The following is a 19,773-nucleotide window of genomic DNA, read 5'->3' on the forward strand; positions in this document are numbered from 1 at the left end:
TAATATTAACAGTAGTTAATGACAAATCAGTTAGCTTTGCATTCAGCCAATATATTCGTTTGCTCTAACTGTCGTTGAAACGGTAACAGAGTTAAATGTTATTCACGCTGTGTGTGATATTGTTAATGGTGATTGATGCGTGTACGTCAAGTTGGATTAAGAAAGACACGATTCCACAGTACCGTTTACCAAACTAAATTCTAAGGCGTTAGCTAAGGGACCTTATTGCTGTGGTAGAAATTTTAACCGAATGTTTTGGTATTTAAGACATGAATGGCGTATTTAAACTATAACAATATTAAAACTTTGTGTTTATTCTCTAATGGTTCATAGTGTGTTCAATCATCCGTAGCAATTAGAACATTGTTAACAATGGATTATCTGCAAAGTAAAATCAAATATTATCGTGATGGTATGAATGATTGGAGATTGTTAAGTTTGACAACTAAATAATTGATTGTCATTTGTTTCAAAAAAGGAGTGTTAATAGTACTCCTTTTTTATCTTAAATCTATCTTTTGTTAAGGTTCAAATTGCGTCTAATCGCTGGCATCAAATTGGTTATGATTTTATTCGTTCAAGGTCGTAAATGCTTTTAATTAGATCTTGCATACTACTCAGGAAAGTCATATTGGTTTAAGTGATTTGCTAAACAAGTCTTATCTTATGCACAAAATGAGCTTGCTATGTTTTATTATCAAAGTAAAAGCGTTAAGAAAAATATACAAGGTATATGGTTGGTAGTTAATTACAACTAAACAAGAAGATGAGTATGCGTAATTTAACCTTATCTCATTATTGTTAGAAAAAATAAGGTCAAATAAGTGTATTATTGGTTTAATCAAGCAACTAAAAACAATCATTCTTAGTGCTCAAGGAGTGTTGAAAAAATTAGGAGAGAAGATGTATGTTAAGTAAATATTTATTGGTTTTGATTGTATTATTTTCTCAGGTGAGTATTGCGTTCATTCCCAATATACTGCAATTACCAGAATTACCTATGTTTGGTGATTTTAACCCGAACCAGCTTAGAAGAAATTTCAATAAATTTATAGGTATTGAGCCTGACTATGCTCGTGAAGCACGTATGGTTCTTCAAATTGAAGACGCTGTTTTAGATGGGGAGGTTGAATACCTAACCTTAAAAAATAAGAATCAAGTTTTTAGTATTTATATACAAAGCGAGTTAGATAAATCTAAAGGTGGGGTGATTATTTTGCACAATCGTGGACAACACGCGAATTGGGGTGATTTGATCAAGCCACTTAGAGTTGGACTTGCAGAAAAAGGTTGGGATACTTTGTCAGTACAAATGCCAGTATTGGATAAACAGGCAAAATATTATGATTACGTTTCTATTTTTCCATATGCTCATGAGCGCATAGAAGCAGCGATTAATTTTTACAAACAGCTTGGTATTGATAATATTATTCTAATAGGTCATAGTTGTGGTGCTCATATGTCAATGAGTTATATTGATAAGTTTGGTGATGATAAATTTTCAGCTTATGTTGGTATTGGTATGGGTGCCACTGATTATAAGCAAAAAATGGTTAAGCCATTTCCATTGGATAAAATGCACATCCCAGTATTAGATGTATTTTCTGAAAATGATTTTGCTAGTGTTATTCGTCTTGCAAAGTTTAGAAAGGTTTTAGTGGAGGCTACTGGCAATACGCACAGTGCACAATTAGTTATTGAAAATGCAGGTCACTATTATCAAGAACAAGGTGCGGCTAAAAATCTAACTAATCAAGTGGGTATCTGGCTTGATACGCTGTAAATTTTTGTACCTAAAGTTTTACAAAAAACAAACTTCATTTTATTTTAAAATAAGGTGAAGTTTGTCTAGAATTTTAAATAATCTAATTCTTGTTGAAAAAAATTAGTAAGTTTTCTGGCTTTAATATTTAAAAAGCCTCTAAGTTGATTGCCAGTGTGGTTTTTAACCAATTGGCCTGGGTTTGTGTTGGGTTTAAAAAGCGTTGTTGATAGAGGACGTGAAACCAATAATTGCCTATTTTTACTAATACACCATAATTGGTATCTTTTGTCATTTTTTACAAACTATTATGCGTCTAAAAGTTACCATACTGATAGCTAATTTTAATTAAATAATGATTAATCAAGCTAAAATAGCTAAGATTCTTAACAAGTGACTTGTGTTCAGTTTTAGAAATCATTTAATCTATTTATAAAATTGATTTTTTCATCAATTCCTGTACTCATTAGCTTGATAAGTTAGTTTTAAGAGCTTCATAAGCTTTTTATCAATTTGAGATCTAATTAATCGTAAAGTTAGAAAATCAATATGGACTGTCATACGCCTAATTTGATGATTCTTACCTTCGGTGAAGGTTAACTCAATTCAAGAAGTGAGGATATTTTTACGTATACGTATGGGTTGCATACGATTTTACAGTCAACTTAGTTGTTTGGTAATTTTTGCTTTTGAGGATTTAATTTTAGCATCTTTTAATACAATATCAAGCATCAGGCTATTAATATTAGCATTAGTAATATTGTCATCAACTTGCATAATATAGGTTTTTTCCTTATCAAATTTTTGATTGGAAATTTTATGTTGTAATTTATCATCATCAGTCAATATAATTGAACTTTATGAGTCTTTGTCTATCAGTTTAATAGGACAAATATCTTTCATAGTAATATAAAACCAGACAAGGTATTATACTTTCACCATTAAATTGGTATAAAACGCTAAATGGCTTGTTAAAGATAGGTTTTAGCTATAGACTTGTTTGGCCCTTGTTACAAACGCATCCAGTTGAGAATTGGCAATCGAAGTAAAAATGGGCGATATGGCGATGTCTACTAGTTTTGATGAAAAATTAAACGCCAAATTGAGTTCAATTTTGCAGGCGTTACTACTTAGTTTTGTAAATATCCAAGCACCATTTAGATATTTAAATGGCCCCTCCTTAAGTCGCATATCAATTTTTTTATGGGGGATTAAAGTATTGATTGTTGTGAAAGTTTGATTGAAAACCCCTTTATTAATTTTAACCGAAGCTATAATTTGGTCATTAGATTGTTTTAAAATAGAAGCATCTGAACACCAATTAAGAAATTGAGGGTATTGATTAACTTGATTAATTAATTGATACATTTGTTCACAAGAATAAGTAACAATAGCATTTTTAGAAATATGATGCATGGCTAAAAACAATAAAAAAATAAAAACAAGTTTAAACATCATTGCGCTTAATAAAAAGGCAAGACATAACTATTTTATCGAACAAACCTTAGAAGCTGGTTTAAGTTTAGAGGGTTGGGAAGTAAAAAGCTTGCGAGACTCTAAAGTCCAAATCAAAGAAAGTTATGTTATTTTAAAAAATAACGAACTATTTTTGTTTGGTGCACATATTTCACCACTTAAGAGCGTGTCAACACATGTTAATTCCGACTCTACTCGTACTCGAAAATTATTACTCAATCGTTTAGAAATTAATCGTATTAAAGACAATATTAACCAAAAAGGAGCCACTATTGTACCACTTAAGCTTTATTGGGCTAGGGGCAAGGTGAAGTTAGAAATTGGCATGGCTAAGGGTAAAAAATCTCATGACAAACGTCAAGACATTAAGTTAAAAGATTGGCAAAGAGACAAGCAAAGAACGCTAAAAGAGACAAATAAAATTTTTAATTTTTAGTTTTGATTGGTGATTATTTATTTTTTATAAATTTGTAATTTACTAAGAAAAATGCCTTTATAATTTGAAGGTCTAAATGTTGGAGGTTGGCAATAGATAGTTTTTATTTGCTTTTCATTCTCTACCTCCTTTAATGGCCAACCTTTAGCATTTAGTATTTTTACAAATTAATTTTTCGAGGAGAAAAAATGAATAAATCAGAATTAATCGATGCAATTGCATTAGCAGCAAACTTATCTAAAGTAGACGCCTCTCGTGCATTAAATGCAACAACAGATGCTATTACTGGTGCTATGGCTAGTAGTGATGGTGTGCAACTTACTGGCTTTGGTAGTTTTGTTGTCAGAAATCGTGCAGCACGTACAGGTCGTAATCCACAAACAGGTGCAACGATTCAAATCAAAGCATCAAAAGTGGCTGCTTTCAAAGCAGGCAAAGCATTAAAGGAAGCGGTTAATAAGTAGACTTATTAATTAGTTTTAAAAAGCACCTTTAGGTGCTTTTTTATGTCTAAAATTTAGAAAAATTTTCGTTTTATTTACGATTAGTGGAGATTTCTATGGAACGTACTTTATCAATTATCAAACCAGATGCGGTTGCAAAAAACATAATCGGTCAAATCTATTCTCGTTTTGAAGAAGCTGGTTTTAAAATTGTTGCCAGCAAAATGATTCATCTTGATAATTATTTGGCAGGTGGTTTTTATGCAGTGCATAAGAATCGTCCATTTTATGGTGAGTTGATTGAATTTATGACATCTGGCCCAGTAATGGTTCAGGTTTTAGAAGGGGAAAATGTTGTTGTTAGACATCGTGAAATTATGGGCACTACTAATCCTAAAGAGGCTGATTCAGGCACTATTCGTGCTGATTTTGCAAAGTCTTTAGATGAAAATGCAGTACATGGCTCTGATTCTTTAGAAAATGCAGCTATTGAAATCGAGTATTTTTTTGGCAAAGATGGTGTATTCCCAAGAACTCGTTAACACTAATACACCTTTCTTGTATTAAGCAAGGATTGATGCAAAAAATATATGAATAAGAAAAATCTTTTAAGTTTTAATCAGAATGCACTGAATGATTTTTTTGTGGGTTTAGGTGAAAAGCCTTATCGTACTAAGCAAATCATGCAGTGGATTTATAAAGATCATGAGTTTGATTTTGAAAAAATGCTTAATTTTAGTAAATCTCTAAGAGATGAATTAAGTAAGGTAGTTTGTGTTGAGTTGCTCAGAGTTGTTAAACAAAATTTTATTCTAGATGGGGTAATTAAATGGGTATTGGCATTGGATAAAAACAATCATATTGAAATGATTTATATCCCTGAAAAAAACCGTGGCACACTTTGTATTTCTTCCCAAGTTGGCTGTGGCTTGGCTTGTACTTTTTGCTCAACTGGTATGCAAGGGTTTAACAAAAATCTCACAACGGCTGAGATTATTGCCCAAGTATTGATTGCCAGTAGGTATCTTAATTCCAAAACCAAACGTATTTCTAATGTTGTGTTTATGGGTATGGGCGAGCCTTTATTAAATGAACACGCAGTGTATAATGCTTGTGATTTATTACTTGATGATTTGGCGTTTGGTTTATCCAGGCGTAAGGTGACCATTTCTACTTCTGGTGTGGTACCAGCTATGCTACGTATGAGTGAACGAACTCCTGTGAGTTTAGCTGTTTCCTTGCATGCATCTGATGATCATCTGCGAAATGAATTAGTACCTATTAATCAAAAATATTCACTTGAAGAATTGCTAAAGGCTTGCAAAGTGTATTTGCAAGCTGGCACTCAGAAGCGCCATATTTTGTTTGAATATGTCATGCTTAAGGGTGTGAACGATTCTATTGAACATGCTAATAAGTTAGTAAAATTATTAAAAGGTATTTCGGCTAAAATAAACCTAATTCCATTTAATTCATTTGAGAAAACTCAATATCAAACATCAAGTGCACAGACCATTGAAAAGTTTCAAAATATTTTATATCATCAAGGCATTCGCACCATGACGCGCCGCACTCGTGGTGAAGATATTGGTGGCGCTTGCGGGCAATTGGCTGGAAAAGTGTTGGATAAAACCAAAAGAACTTATGATAGAAGGCATTGATTACTATCCCAAAAAAAGAAATAAAAAGCTTAAATTAAAATGGTGGATACTACTTATTTTGGCTTTTATGATAAGTATTTTTTGGTATTTAAATCAAAAATATGACACTAAAAAAATAAAAGAAGCACCTATTTTAATTATTATTAGTAAGGGCGAAAAAGAACAAAAAGAGATTACGAGTACCGTTATAATTGATAATCATTCATCGCTTGATTCAGATTCTAATAAAAAAATTATTAACCCAAAAGCACTAGATGAAGCAATTTATAATTATATCAAAAAGAATTAATGAAGCCAGTATATATAATTCAAAGAAGAAAATCTAAACAAGTATTTGTAGGTGATGTTGCAATTGGTGGTGATGCGCCAATTTCAGTACAAAGTATGACTAATACTGAAACGACTGATGTCAAGGCAACAGTTGCGCAAATACAGGCCATTCAAAATGCAGGTGCTGACTTGGTACGTGTATCTGTACCGACAATAGATGCGGCAGAAGCTTTTAAAATCATAAAGAAACAGGTCAATATTCCATTGATTTCTGATATCCATTTTGATTACAAAATTGCACTCAAGGTAGCAGAATATGGCGCCGATTGTCTGCGAATCAACCCAGGCAATATTGGACGAGAAGACAGAATAAGAGAAGTAGTGGCAGCAGCTATAGACCATAATATTCCCATTAGAATTGGTGTAAATGCAGGTTCTTTGGAAAAAGATTTGCAAAAAAAATACACAGAGCCAACGCCTGAGGCAATGGTTGAATCTGCCTTTAGGCAGATTGACATTTTAGATAAACTAAATTTTGATAATTTTAAGATTTCACTCAAGGCCAGTGAAATTTTTATGACTGTATTTGCTTATCAGCAACTAGCTTCTCAAATTGATAATCCATTACATTTAGGTATTACTGAAGCAGGATCTCTGCGTTTTGGTACGATTAAATCTTCGATTGGCTTGGGTTTGTTATTATCAGAAGGTATTGGTGATACAATTAGAATTTCTTTAGCCTCTGATCCAGTTGATGAAGTACGTGTTGGTTTTGATATTTTAAAATCTTTAAATTTACGCTCAAAAGGAGTTAATTTAATTGCTTGTCCATCGTGCTCTAGACAGAAATTTGATGTGATTAAAATAGTTAATGAGTTGGAGTCTCGTCTTGAAGGCATTACTGCGCCAATTGATGTGGCAGTGATTGGTTGTGTGGTTAATGGGCCCGGTGAAGCAAAGGCAGTGTCAGTCGGCTTAATAGGTGGTGAGCCGAATCTTTTGTATCTTGATGGTAAAACCCATTCTAAAATAACTAATGAAAATTTGGTGAATGAACTTGAAGCTCAGGTTAGAAATAGGCTTAAAAGCCCTTAACCCTTTTGTAAACCTTGTAGCGATAAATAAATTGTATCAATAAATAGCTAAGTACTGAACTGACGATAGAAACAATCAAACACCCAAGTAAGAAAGGCTGCCAAATAACATTAAATACTTGCCAAACATACTCAAGTGACATAACAAGGTCTTTCTCGATACTAACATCCAAGATCCAAGAACCAAGTTTATAGCAACCATAAAAAATAACTGGCATAGTAATAGGATTGGTAATCCAAACTAGTGCAATAGATAGTGGTAAGTTTGCACTAGATATAACTGCAATTGGTGCAGCCAATAGCATTTGGAAGGGTATGGGAATAAATGCACAAAATAGCCCAATTGCAAATGCTTTAGAGATAGATTTTCTATTAAAGTTCCACAAGCTTGAATGATGTAAATGCTTACCAAGCCAGCCTAAATGCTTATGATTTTTTAACTCATCTGGATTAGGACTGTAGCGTTTTAATAGTTTTTTCATGAATGTACAGCATTTATAATGCCTATTTCGTTTAATTCATACAAATCATACAATTCTTGTTGCTCACCTTGCTCGCTGAATTTGTCTTGCAAGCCTAAAATGCTTAAAGGTGTGTTGATATTTTTTTGATGTAGCAGTTCACTGATTGCACTGCCTGCACCACCTATGATGACATTATCTTCAATAGAGATAAGTTTGGTGTGTGAACTGGCTAATTTAATAATTAGTGCTTTATCAAGCGGCTTAACAAAACGCATATCAACCACAGTTGCATTTAGTTTTTTACCTGCGGTAAGTGCACTTTTGACCATAATACCAAAAGCAAAAATTGCTACATTAGAGCCTTCAAGTATAATTTTTGCTTTACCCAATGGAATTTTCTCATCAGTGATGTAATTTTTAATATCTGATGTTCCTTTAGGGTAGCGTATACAAATAGTACCGTTAGTTTCAAATGCAGTATTAAACATTTGATACATTTGCATTGCATTGCTTGGCACCATAATAGTTAAGTTGGGAATGCATCTTAAAAAACTCAAATCAAAACTGCCTGCATGGGTTGCGCCATCACTTCCTACTAATCCAGCTCGGTCAATTGCAAAAATAACATTTAGATTTTGCAATGCAATGTCATGAATAAGTTGATCATAACCACGTTGCAAAAAAGTAGAATAGATAGCTATTATCGGTTTTAAACCTTGAGTGGCAAGTCCACCTGCAAAAGTAATAGCATGCTGTTCTGCAATACCCACATCAAAATATTGCTTAGGATAATTTTTTTTAAATTCGCTCATACCAGATCCAGTGCACATAGCAGGCGTAATAGCAATTAGGTTTTTATGATGAAGTGCGGTGTTATTTAGCCAAACACCAAATACAGTACTATAACTGGGCAGATTGGAAGAGTTTGATGAAATAGGTGACACACTATGAAATTTGCACGGATCGTTCTCTGCTGTTTTAAGCCCGTAACCTTTTTTGGTAATAATGTGTAAGAGTCTTGGTTTTGTTTGTTGTTTTAGGTTTTGTAGCGTTTGGATTAATGTGGGTAAATCATGTCCATCAATAGGCCCAAAATAATCAAGCCCCAACTCCTCAAATAAAGTACTAGGCAGAACCATGCCTTTAAGGTGTTCTTCTGAACGTTTGGCAAATTTATGGATTTTAGGCATTTTTTCTAAAAATCCTAGTGACTTTGATTTCATGATTGAATAAACCTTTCCAGAGATAAGCTTGGTAAGATATTTATTCATAGCACCCACATTTTTTGATATTGACATATCATTGTCATTTAAGATAATGAGTAAGTCTGCATCACTATCACCTGCATGATTGAGTGCTTCAAATGACATGCCGCCTGTGAGTGCGCCATCGCCAATCATAGCAATAGATTTACTATTATTATTGTTAATACCGTTACCAATAGCAATACCTAAAGCGGCACTAATTGAAGTTGATGAATGTCCAGCACCAAAGCTATCGTGTTTGCTTTCACTACGTTTTGTAAAACCTGACAAGCCGCCCTTTTGACGTAATGTGTGCATTTTATCAAAACGACCTGTGAGGATTTTATGGGTATAAGCCTGATGCCCAACATCAAAGACAAAGCTATCATTAGGTGTGTCAAACACATAATGTGTGGCAATGGTCATCTCAATTGTGCCAAGATTGGGCGCTAAGTGGCCACCTGTTTTTTGAATACTCTCAATTAAAAACGTACGTACTTCTTCAGCTAAAGATTGCAATTTTGCAATGTCAAGTTGTTTAATATCTAGAGGAGACGTTATTGAATTTAACACCAAATTTAAATTTAACTTAAAAAAACATCATTATACTGGTAATAGTAAGGCTATTTTAAAACTACCAGGAAGGGCGGCGAATTTTTAGCAAAGGATCTTTTTGAATGTTTTTGTTTTTAATTTTAATCTTTTCATCAAAATTTCTAGCGATAAAGCCAAGTTCTGGCTTGATATCACGCATCGGAATCCACACTCTATAGCCACTACCCTTGGCAACATTTAACACTTCGTTATGTTCAGTTAGCATCGATTTAATAGTGGTATTAAAACAACCATTAGGCAAGATAACTTCAATAGAATCACCCACACTAAATTTATTCTTAGCTTCGATAAAAGCCTTGCCATCTTTATAATCTAGGATTTCTCCCACTACTTGTTGCTTATTTGAGCGTGAATAATTATCAAAATAAGTTTGTAATTCTTCTGGTTGGTGTCTTTGATAAAAGCCATCGGTATACCCTCGATTGGCAAGATTTTCTAGCACACCAAAGGCATCTTTATTAAATTCATGACCAGCAACAGCATCATCAATGGCTTGTCGATATACTTGTGCTGTGCGTGCAGCGTAGTAATGTGATTTGGTTCTACCCTCGATTTTGAGTGAATCAATCCCAATAGCTGTGAGTGTGTGTACGTGCTCAACGGCGCGTAAGTCTTTAGAATTCATAATATAAGTACCATGTTCATCCTCAAAAGCTGGCATCAACTCACCAGGACGACTTTGTTCTTCAAGTAGCACAATTTGATTTTCAGAAGTTTTAATTTCAACTGCTTTAATATCACCCTCAAGAGTTTCTTCGGCTTGTTTGACGTCATATTTCCAACGACAAGAATTGGTGCATGAACCTTGGTTTGGGTCACGGTGATTAAAATAACCTGATAACAAACAACGACCAGAATAAGCAATACACAGTGCGCCATGCACAAATACTTCTAATTCAATATCTGGGCATTCTTGGCGAATTTCTTTAACTTCATCTAATGACAACTCACGCGAAAGAATAATGCGATTAATATCCACATTTTTCCAAAATTTTACCGTTGCGTAATTAATCGCATTTGCCTGAACTGATAAATGAATAACTTGATTTGGAAATTTTTCTTTCACCATCATGATTAAGCCAGGGTCTGCCATAATCAAAGCATCAGGATTAAGATTAACGATAGGTTCAATATCTTTCATGTAAGTTTTAATCTTGCTATTGTGTGGAATGATGTTTGAGGCAACAAAGAATTTTTTATTATTTGCATGCGCCTCAAGTATACCTCGTTCTAAAGTCTTACTATCAAATGAGTTATTACGCACTCTAAGGCTGTATCTTGGTTGTCCTGCATAGATAGCATCTGCACCGTAAGCATAAGCATAGCGCATATGTTTAAGACTGCCAGCAGGAGAGAGTAGTTCTGGTTTTTTCATAGTTGTATATTTTATCATCAGCAGTTTATTAAATACCCTTATGTATAATGAGACGTGATATGTTTACAAAAAAAGATATTCCAAGATTAAAGCAAGATTTAACCATTCAAACAAATTTACTTGGGATTGATTTAACTCTAAAAACTCGCTGGGGTGTGTTTAGTCCTCGTTCTATTGATGATGGCACTGAATTATTCATGAAGCATTTAAGAATTTCCAATGATGATAAATGCCTTGATTTAGGCTGTGGTTATGGCCCTATTGGTTTAGCAGTCGCCAAGTCTTGTCCACAAGGAGAAGTGCACATGGTAGATAAAGATTTTGTTGCTGTTGAGTTGTCAAACATCAATGTCAAACTTAATCATATTAACAATGCACAGGCTTATTTGTCAAATGCGTTTTTAAGTGTTAACAAAACAAATTATTTTGATAAAATATTATCAAATGTACCTGCGAAAGTAGGCAGAGAACAGCTTAGTATTATTTTGTATGATGCTTATGATGCGTTAAAACCAAATGGTAAAATAATGTTTGTAAGCATTAATGGCTTAAGACATTTTATTAAAGACAATTTTAAATCCGTATTTGGTAATTATAAAAAACTCAAACAAGGACAAAAATACACAATTTCTCAGGCGATTAAATAGAAAATATGAGTAAAATACTCAGCAATTAAGTATTAAAGGAGTAATACAAGATGGACGTAATGGACAGAATTCAACAGCAAGTAGACAGTGCAGCAATTATACTTTATATGAAGGGTACGCCACAATTTCCACAATGTGGCTTTTCCGCTACAGCAGCGAGAACGCTTGCCTCAACAGGTGTTGAGTTTACCTATGTTAATATTTTTGAAGACCAAGAAGTCTTTCAGAGCTTACCTGTATTTGCAGACTGGCCAACATTCCCGCAAATTTATTTCAACTCAGAGTTAGTGGGTGGTGGCGATATTATTGTTGAAATGGCTGATATGGGTACTTTAAAGGGTGAAATGGAAAAAGCTAGCGAAAAATTCGACACCAAGTAGTGTTTTATAGTTATACATAGTAGTATCATTTTTTAAGAGTTTTATCTACTTTATTCTTAAAGTAGTAGGGAGTGGAGTTTTAACTATTTTTATCATGATAATAATAAAACTCTATCCTCTACTGCACACTTATTATTGTATCTGTATAATTCCTGTCAACAATAAATATCCAATATTTATTTAACTAAACCAAATGAAATATTTTATAGTAAAAAATTTGCCTAGAAATAAATAAGTCGCGCCGCTGGCAAGAGTAAATAAATCACAGATTAGTTATATTAGTGATTGTTAATCAATTTTACTTGGCCACAAATTATGATTTGTAGAGATACCTTGGGGATAAAGTTAAAATCTTCTTAGCATCACCTTTTAAGCTGGAGTGTAATTTAATTGTGTATGCCTTGGACAAGGTAAATAGTGCTTTAAAAGAAGGGCAATATTTCTTTATTGATTTAAGAGCGGAGTTGTTCCTATATGAGTTAAGCAGAAAAGAATTGATAATACTTGGGAATTTAACCTAAGAAAAATGTAAAAAAAATGGTGATTTTTGATTATGATGAGTGGTTTTGTAGTATGAATGAATTTTTTCTAATTTTTAATTCTGTTTTTTGATAGAGGAAATTTAAAATAAGCAATTTTTATATTTTATTAAGTAGTAGAAAATTGTTACTCTTGTCTATTCTTAGTTTTAGCTTAATATAAACCTTATACTCATAATTTATAACATGGTGGTTCATCAAGATGAAATATTAATTGATGTTTTTTACAAAATAACAAGTTTAAGCGTAGTTGTTTTCAGTTGCTTAAATAAGCCTATGTTAAAGCACACTATTCTATACATGATAAAATCATAGAAGAAGAATTAAACTATTTGAGTGAAAGAACAACTCACTTACAAACTTTAACCAAATAACTTTTCGAGAAAAAATTAAATTGAATATATTTTACAATCTTCTTAATTGATGGCCTTGTTCTTTAAGCCAATTCTTGGCTTGATGATAGTTAGGCAAAATAGATTTAACTAATTGCCAAAACTCACTTTGATGATGCTTGTGTTTGATATGGGCAAGCTCATGTACAATAACATAATCAATTACATTCATTGGTGCCATGATGAGTAGATAATTTAAGTTAATATTATTAACGTGACTACAAGACCCCCATTTGGTTTTTTGTGCTTTAAGATACACCTTTTTGTAATTAAGTTGGTGTAAGTCGGCATAGTAATCAAGTCTGGGTAGAGCAATGTTTCTAAATGTGTTTTTATACCATGTGTGAAAATGCGTTTTACCATCGCCACTTAAATAAAAGTTCGTACCATCAAAATGTATTTGTGGTTTTTGCATGTGTATGAGTTTAAGTGGGTAGGTGTTACCTAAATACAAAAGATCTTCGTCCTCATGGTAATGCATTTTTCGTTTGGTGTTTTTAATCAGCGCTTGTTTTTTTTCAATCCAGTGTTGCTTTTCACGGATAAAACTTTCAATTTTTTTGATACTTAGCCTGTTTGGTGTACGTATCAATAGTTCTGCATTGTCAGAAATTTGTAAGCTTAGTGTTTTTCGCTTAGAGCGAATAAGTTGATATTTCATGAGTTGAATCATTTATTAAAACCAGTATAGAATGTTATTTTAATTTGTATATGAAAAGCTCTTATCTAAAAGATAGTGGAGAAATCATGGCAATAAATAATAAAAAGGCAGATAATGACAATATACAAAATTCTTAACCAATAAAACTAGAACATGAAATATATGTTTATGATGCAATGGTGAATTAGTTTACATTCTGGCGTGACTAAGATTGATTTTTATAAAGTACTTGGCATGATTGATGGAGATGTGTAAAGTATTCAACGTTTTGTATTATCAATTGTTGGTTTGTTTAAATTAAATGGTATTTTTGAAAAAATATTTGAAGTAATTAAAGATAACGATACAGCACAAAAACTAAGTAGCAATTAATCATAACTTTTTAAATAATTGTTAAAGTTTGTATTAATCAACCCAAGCTCTAGCGTTTTCAAATATTCTCATCCATGGGCTGCGTTCATGCCAGTTTTTTGGATAGTGTGAGTTTTGTACCGTTCTGAATACTCTTTCTGGATGTGGCATCATGATGGTAACTTGTCCAGATTTACTGGTAACACCTGCTGTGGCAAAATCTGAGCCATTTGGATTGTGTGGGTAATTTTGTGTTGGTTTGCCACCATGATCAACATATTGCATGATTGAATGGTTTTTATCCATTTTAGGTGCAAAGCTTGCACGACCTTCGCTATGAGCAATGGCAATTGGCATGATTGAGCCTGCCATATCTTTTAAAAAAATTGAGTTTGATTGTTTAATTTTAACTGAGGAAAAACGCGCTTCAAACTGCTCTGAAACATTACGATGAAAACTTGGCCAGTGTGATGAGCCAGGGATAATGTCTGTTAAATTAGACATCATTTGACAGCCATTACAAACACCGAATGCAAAACTGTCTTTTCTAGAAAAAAAAGCTTCAAATTCATCTTTAGTACGCTCGTTGTACAAAATAGAGCTGGCCCAACCACGTCCTGCACCAAGCACATCGCCATAAGAAAAACCACCACAAGCTACCAAACCTTTAAAATCAGCTAGGAAGACTTTATCAGATAAAATATCACTCATATGTACATCAATGGCATCAAATTCAGCTTTTGTGAACGCAGCACTCATTTCTATCTGTCCGTTAATACCTTGTTCTCTTAGAATAGCAATTTTTGGTTTTACTGAGCTTAGGATATAAGGTGCTGAAACCGATTTATTAATATCAAAACTAGGGTTAATTTTGATACCTGGAGTATTATGAGCTATATTATTAAATTCTTGTTCGGCACAATTAGGTTTATCTCTTAACTTAGCGATTTCAAATGAAGTGGTTGACCATAAGGATTGTAATTTAGCCCTTGGTTTATTGTAAATAATTTTATCATTTACAATGATTTCAATTGTATCAGTATGATTAATCGAAGCAATTTTGTGTGTACAGTTTGACAATCCAACGTAGTTTAAAAGGTTAGTAACAGTCTGTTTATTTTTCGCTTTAACTTGAATAACACAACCTAACTCTTCATTAAACAAATCCTCAATTTTACCATTAGAAGTAATATTTAAGCCACAATGTGAAGCAAATGCCATTTCCATTAAAGTGGTGATAACACCGCCATCACTCCTATCATGATAAGCACTGATTAAGCCCTCTTTATTAAACTGATTGATGACTGTAAAAAAGTTTTTAAACACAGAAGCATCATCAAGATTAGGTGCATCTTTACCGACTTGGTTATAAACTTGTGCCAAACAAGAGCCCCCCATTCTATTTTTTCCAAAGCCAAGATCAATCAACAATAACTCGCTATCTTGGTCAGTTTCAAGTAGTGGTGTAAGTTGCAAGCGAACATCAGGGGTTTTAGAAAAAGCAGTAATAATGAGCGAAAGTGGAGCGGTGACTGATTTATCCTCACCTTGTTCCTGCCATGAAGTTTTCATGCTCATTGAGTCTTTACCTACAGGTACTGTCAAACCTAATTCTGGGCATAAATCCATACCTATAGCTTTAACGGCTGAGAATAATTTTGCGTCTTCATTTGTATGTCCATTGGCACTCATCCAGTTGGCACTTAAACTAATGTGGTGAATATCTTCTACAAAGCCACCTAATATATTGGTTAAAGCTTCACCAATTGTCATTCTAGCTGCAGATTCAGCATTACACAATGCCAAAGGTGTTTTTTCACCCAAAGACATGATTTCACCTTGGTAGTTTGTGTAGTCTGCTAACGATATAGCACAATCTGCAACAGGTACTTGCCACGGCCCTATAAATTGGTCACGTGCGACTAAGCCGGTGACGCTTCTATCGCCAATGGTAATTAAGAAATTTTTACTGGCAATGGTTGGAAGTTGTAATAGTCTAGAAATACCGTCATCAATAGTGATATTATTAGTATTCAATGCATTAAGATGATCACTTTCTGAGCGTACATTAATACTGATTTTTGGTGGATTGCCAAGCAGAACATCCATGGGTATATTAATGGGGTTGTTGTCAAATAATTCATCGTTCAAGATAAGTACTTGTTCCTTGGTTGATTCACCTAGCACTGCAAAAGGCGCCCGCTCACGAGTACAAATATCTGTAAATATCTTAAGATTTTTTTCCTCAATCGCTAACACGTAACGTTCTTGTGATTCATTACACCAAATTTCAAGTGGTGACATTTTAAAATCATCATTGGGAATAGCACGCAATTGGAATCGTCCACCTCTAGCAGAATCATTCACCAGTTCAGGCAAGCCATTAGACAAGCCACCTGCGCCAATATCGTGAATAGAAACAATCGGATTGTCTTTGCCCATATTGGTACAGCTATCAATCACCTCTTGAGCGCGCCTTTGCATTTCAGGATTAGCACGTTGCACTGAAGTAAAATCTAAATCCTCGTTTTGCTCACCACTTTTAATACTTGATGCTGTACCACCACCCAAGCCGATTAACATTGCTGGGCCACCTAAAACGATAATCTTACTTCCCACTGGAATATTACCTTTTTTAATGTGTTGTTCTTGAATATGCCCCAAACCACCTGCCAACATAATTGGCTTATGATAGCCACGCACGTCGCCATTCGGTGTTTTTTGTTCAAAAGTTCTAAAATAGCCCAAGGTGTTTGGACGACCAAATTCATTATTAAAACTAGCTGTCCCAATTGGTCCTTCAAGCATAATATCAAGTGCTGATTTAATTTTATTGGGCTTTCCATAATTAATCTCCCAAGGCTGTTGAGCATTTTTAATGTTTAAATTAGAAACACTAAATCCACATAAACCTACTTTAGGCTTGGAACCTTGACCTGTCGCGCCTTCATCGCGAATTTCCCCACCAGAGCCTGTGGCTGCTCCTGAATGAGGCGCAATAGCAGTAGGATGGTTATGAGTTTCAACTTTCATCAAAATTGCTCGATGTTCTTTTGAAGTGACGTATTTGCCCTTGGTATTTGCATAAAAACGTTCACCCTGATAACCCGCCATCACCGCTGAATTATCTGAATAAACACTTAATAACCCTTCTGGATGTTGATGATAAGTATTGCGGATCATAGAAAATAGGCTTTTTACTTGAGACTTGCCATTAATCATCCAATCCGCATTAAAAATTTTATGCCGACAATGTTCTGAGTTTGCTTGTGCAAACATCATCAATTCAATATCTGTAGAATTGCGCTTTAGTTTGGTAAAACTATCCACTAAATAGTTAATATCACCACTCGATAATGCTAGACCCAATTCTATATTAATACGTTCTAGTATAGATTTTCCCTCAGCTAAAATATTAATATTTGCTAATAGTCGAGGCTCAAAATTGTCAAAAATTAAATGCGCATCATCAATTGAACTAAGTTCTGATTCGGTCATTTTGTCCATGATGATAGATAAAATTGCCTTTTTATCTGTGATTTTTTTATCAAGATGATAAATCACCCCACGCTCAATACGATGCACCTTTTCAAGCCCGCACAAATGCAAAATATCACTCGCCTTTGACGACCAAGGCGAGATTGTACCAAGGCGTGGAATAATAATAATTTGCATGTCATTGGTTATTTCAACATAAGAGCCGTAACTTAAAAGTTCTTCAAGTGTAATTACTTCATTATCAGTCAGTAAACTTTCATAATTTACAAAATGCACAAACTCAGTATTGATTAATTTGACCCCAAGCCGAGCTATTTTTTTATTAAGCATATCTTGCTTAAAATCACTTAATGCTTGAATGTGTTGAATAGTTTTTATCATTTAAAATATTTTTATTCTAATTTTATTTTTGCACTTTTGGCAACTAAACCACCTTTTCTAGCAACAGTTTAATTTTTATTTAAACCTTTTATTTATTCATTTTTACTAGTCTCAGCAGTGGATGCTTCAGCTAACATATTGAGCAGCAATTCTAAACTACTTATATTATTCCTTAACGACTCTTTGTGTAGTCCTTTAAATTTTTTGTATTCTTGGGTATTTATCTTACTCCAAGATTGTAGAATTTCATTAGTTAAAATAGCATATTCAACATCTTCTTTGGTACTACATTTTTATCATTCATTAATCAAATTTTTGCGAATTTCAATAGATTTTAGTCTCTGATTAATTCATTTCCCATTATAACTCTTTTGATGATAACTTTGAATAGCATGATTAATTACAAGTTCTAAGTCGTAAATTTTATCAACTATATCATTACCAATCTTAGCTAGTCAAAATTTAAATGGCTTGACTTTTAACGAGGGAATAGATTAAATTAGTCTAAAAATAGCTTTAGTATTTGCCACATTAGTTAAATAATATTTTCAACTGCCATAATCTGGGGACAGCTCATATTCATTTTGTTTTAGTTTTTTAAAAAGTATTCCAATATTTACATGTAGGAGGTCTTAGCATTCACCATTGAAAATATCATTTTTGTTGATCTTCCTCCAATTTTTACGGATAGATTTATCTTGAAATATAATAGGCTGAGTTTTTTAAATGACTTACTTGGTATTTTGTAGTTGTACCACAGTCTTTATTAATAGTTACTTGGACTTGAATTTTAACTATCTTCTAAAACGTCAGTAATACAATCATTTAGTACATTATAATTTGGATCAAGACTCTTCTTATCTTTGATAATTGCTTGCATATTTTGACACTAATAATCAGACAAATAAGACTTAGAATTTTCAATGATCTTGATTGTATTTTTTAACTTAATATTTTTTTTACAAAATCTCGTACACCTGAGCCTTTTCTTTAAATAAAAGATTAATGGTGATTTGTATTTCATTTGATGGATGTTTACTATATTTTTTTGAAATGCTTCTTCATTGGTTTTTGAGCGAATATGCGAACACAAAATTTGTGCAATTTGTTTACGATATTTCTTTTCCTCTATATTTCAGTTTATATAAGGTATAAATTGCTTTTATATGTTAGAGGCTTCATTTTATTTTAAACCTTTCATTCATTCGCTGTTCAATTTGAATGTCAATTTATTTTTTTGTTTTTGGACGTATAGAAAATAAAATTAAACCACTATTAATATTTACAACAGTAATATTCCAAAATTTTTTAATCATTCATGTTTCATAAATCACATTATAACCGCACCATTACCTTATCGGAAATATCTGCATTATGATAGATTTTTTTGGTTTCGTCTAAATCTTCTAAGTGGTCAATTAATTTCATGAATTTTTCTGCATCACTCAGATTAAGTTCAACACGGCTGGCAGGTTCCATCGTTACTTCTGCGTGACTTGGTTCAAGCCCTGATGTTGTAAGTACATCTTTAATGGTGAAAAAATCTTCAGGTGTAGTGATGACATCGATGGAATCATCGTCATTGGTGATGATATCTTGCGCACCTTCATCAAGGGCTATTTCCATAATTTGGTTTTCATTGCCTGTATCGAAACTAATAAAACCCTGTTTGGTGAATAGATAAGATACCGAGCCATCTCTTCCTAAATTACCGCCGTGTTTTAAAAAAGCGTGACGTATATCAGATATCGTGCGATTACGATTATCACTCAAACAGTCAACCATAATAGCAGTGCCACCTAAGCTATAACCCTCATAACGAATTTTTTCATAATTATTCCCATCAAAATCGCCATTACCACGTTTGACGGCATTTTCAATGGTATTACGCCTCATGTTTACTGCTAAGGCTTTATCAATTATTATTTTAAGAGAATGATTATTTTCAATTCTACCACCACCTATTTTGGCAGAGATGACAATTTCTTTAATCAGTTTGGTGAATATTTTTCCACGCTTAGCATCTTGTGCGCCTTTTCGGTGTTGAATATTGTGCCATTTACTATGTCCTGCCATAATGATAT

18 protein-coding genes are annotated in these 19,773 nt (G+C 33.3%); 9 read left to right on the plus strand and 9 right to left on the minus strand.

The genetic code is table 11. From position 1 onward, the window contains the following. The first annotated feature begins 907 nt into the window (after window positions 1-907). The gene (locus tag RMAG_RS01910; protein WP_011737771.1) at window positions 908-1,783 is read left to right on the plus strand and encodes a DUF3530 family protein; all 876 of its coding nucleotides are present in this window, start codon (window positions 908-910) and stop codon (window positions 1,781-1,783) included. A 127-nt stretch (window positions 1,784-1,910) separates the two neighbouring features. Here RMAG_RS01910 and RMAG_RS05810 read toward each other — a convergent pair whose 3' ends face one another. The 3 genes from RMAG_RS05810 to RMAG_RS01920 form a co-directional block, all read right to left on the minus strand. After that, window positions 1,911-2,057, minus strand: a complete 147-nt coding sequence (locus RMAG_RS05810) for a hypothetical protein (protein ID WP_157834502.1) — start codon at window positions 2,055-2,057, stop codon at window positions 1,911-1,913. 365 nt (window positions 2,058-2,422) lie between these two features. After that, on the minus strand, window positions 2,423-2,608 hold the full coding sequence (locus RMAG_RS05440; protein ID WP_024792213.1) for a pseudouridine synthase family protein: 186 nt from the start codon (window positions 2,606-2,608) through the stop codon (window positions 2,423-2,425). Between the two features lie 138 nt (window positions 2,609-2,746). Then, window positions 2,747-3,178: a type II toxin-antitoxin system RatA family toxin gene (locus RMAG_RS01920; RefSeq protein ID WP_011737772.1), complete on the minus strand. Its 432-nt coding sequence runs from the start codon at window positions 3,176-3,178 to the stop codon at window positions 2,747-2,749. On the opposite strand from RMAG_RS01920, the gene smpB reads away from it, so the two are divergent. The 6 genes from smpB (at window position 3,177) to ispG (ending at window position 7,143) form a co-directional block, all read left to right on the plus strand. Next, window positions 3,177-3,674: an SsrA-binding protein SmpB gene (gene smpB, locus RMAG_RS01925; protein ID WP_011737773.1), complete on the plus strand. Its 498-nt coding sequence runs from the start codon at window positions 3,177-3,179 to the stop codon at window positions 3,672-3,674. The two genes, RMAG_RS01920 and smpB, sit on opposite strands and share 2 nt — an antisense overlap. 170 nt (window positions 3,675-3,844) lie before the next feature. Beyond that, the gene (locus tag RMAG_RS01930) at window positions 3,845-4,138 is read left to right on the plus strand and encodes an HU family DNA-binding protein (RefSeq protein ID WP_422851290.1); all 294 of its coding nucleotides are present in this window, start codon (window positions 3,845-3,847) and stop codon (window positions 4,136-4,138) included. A gap of 95 nt (window positions 4,139-4,233) precedes the next feature. Next, window positions 4,234-4,659: a nucleoside-diphosphate kinase gene (gene ndk / locus RMAG_RS01935; RefSeq protein ID WP_011737775.1), complete on the plus strand. Its 426-nt coding sequence runs from the start codon at window positions 4,234-4,236 to the stop codon at window positions 4,657-4,659. A gap of 48 nt (window positions 4,660-4,707) precedes the next feature. Continuing rightward, a complete protein-coding gene (gene rlmN / locus RMAG_RS01940) occupies window positions 4,708-5,778 on the plus strand; it encodes a dual-specificity RNA methyltransferase RlmN (RefSeq protein WP_011737776.1) in 1,071 nt (356 codons plus the stop codon). After that, window positions 5,762-6,067: a hypothetical protein gene (locus tag RMAG_RS01945; protein ID WP_011737777.1), complete on the plus strand. Its 306-nt coding sequence runs from the start codon at window positions 5,762-5,764 to the stop codon at window positions 6,065-6,067. The genes rlmN and RMAG_RS01945 overlap by 17 nt, the downstream gene beginning before the upstream one ends. After that, the gene (ispG, locus tag RMAG_RS01950; protein ID WP_011737778.1) at window positions 6,067-7,143 is read left to right on the plus strand and encodes a flavodoxin-dependent (E)-4-hydroxy-3-methylbut-2-enyl-diphosphate synthase; all 1,077 of its coding nucleotides are present in this window, start codon (window positions 6,067-6,069) and stop codon (window positions 7,141-7,143) included. The genes RMAG_RS01945 and ispG overlap by 1 nt, the downstream gene beginning before the upstream one ends. On the opposite strand, the gene RMAG_RS01955 is transcribed toward ispG, so the two are convergent. The 3 genes from RMAG_RS01955 to trhP form a co-directional block, all read right to left on the minus strand. Next, the gene (locus tag RMAG_RS01955) at window positions 7,130-7,624 is read right to left on the minus strand and encodes a DUF2062 domain-containing protein (RefSeq protein ID WP_011737779.1); all 495 of its coding nucleotides are present in this window, start codon (window positions 7,622-7,624) and stop codon (window positions 7,130-7,132) included. The two genes, ispG and RMAG_RS01955, sit on opposite strands and share 14 nt — an antisense overlap. Further along, window positions 7,621-9,423, minus strand: coding sequence for a 1-deoxy-D-xylulose-5-phosphate synthase (dxs, locus tag RMAG_RS01960; protein ID WP_011737780.1), 1,803 nt, complete (start codon window positions 9,421-9,423; stop codon window positions 7,621-7,623). The genes RMAG_RS01955 and dxs overlap by 4 nt, the downstream gene beginning before the upstream one ends. 61 nt (window positions 9,424-9,484) lie before the next feature. Beyond that, window positions 9,485-10,840, minus strand: coding sequence for a prephenate-dependent tRNA uridine(34) hydroxylase TrhP (trhP, locus tag RMAG_RS01965; protein ID WP_024792215.1), 1,356 nt, complete (start codon window positions 10,838-10,840; stop codon window positions 9,485-9,487). Between the two features lie 59 nt (window positions 10,841-10,899). Here trhP and RMAG_RS01970 point away from each other — a divergent pair, with 59 nt between their 5' ends. Together RMAG_RS01970 and grxD are read left to right on the plus strand one after the other, a co-directional pair. After that, complete coding sequence (locus RMAG_RS01970; RefSeq protein ID WP_041194934.1) at window positions 10,900-11,487, plus strand: class I SAM-dependent methyltransferase; 588 nt, start codon at window positions 10,900-10,902, stop codon at window positions 11,485-11,487. Window positions 11,488-11,537: 50 nt separating this feature from the next. Beyond that, the gene (grxD, locus tag RMAG_RS01975; RefSeq protein WP_011737783.1) at window positions 11,538-11,867 is read left to right on the plus strand and encodes a Grx4 family monothiol glutaredoxin; all 330 of its coding nucleotides are present in this window, start codon (window positions 11,538-11,540) and stop codon (window positions 11,865-11,867) included. 944 nt (window positions 11,868-12,811) lie between these two features. On the opposite strand, the gene RMAG_RS01980 is transcribed toward grxD, so the two are convergent. The 3 genes from RMAG_RS01980 to RMAG_RS01990 form a co-directional block, all read right to left on the minus strand. After that, the gene (locus tag RMAG_RS01980) at window positions 12,812-13,459 is read right to left on the minus strand and encodes a M48 family metallopeptidase (protein ID WP_034416090.1); all 648 of its coding nucleotides are present in this window, start codon (window positions 13,457-13,459) and stop codon (window positions 12,812-12,814) included. 405 nt (window positions 13,460-13,864) lie between these two features. Further along, a complete protein-coding gene (gene purL / locus RMAG_RS01985; RefSeq protein ID WP_011737785.1) occupies window positions 13,865-17,689 on the minus strand; it encodes a phosphoribosylformylglycinamidine synthase in 3,825 nt (1,274 codons plus the stop codon). Window positions 17,690-19,024: 1,335 nt separating this feature from the next. After that, complete coding sequence (locus tag RMAG_RS01990; protein WP_011737786.1) at window positions 19,025-19,765, minus strand: YebC/PmpR family DNA-binding transcriptional regulator; 741 nt, start codon at window positions 19,763-19,765, stop codon at window positions 19,025-19,027. Between the last annotated feature and the right edge of the window lie 8 nt (window positions 19,766-19,773).

It is taken from the genome of Candidatus Ruthia magnifica str. Cm (Calyptogena magnifica) (assembly GCF_000015105.1).
Classification (GTDB): Bacteria; Pseudomonadota; Gammaproteobacteria; order PS1; family Pseudothioglobaceae; genus Ruthia; species Ruthia magnifica.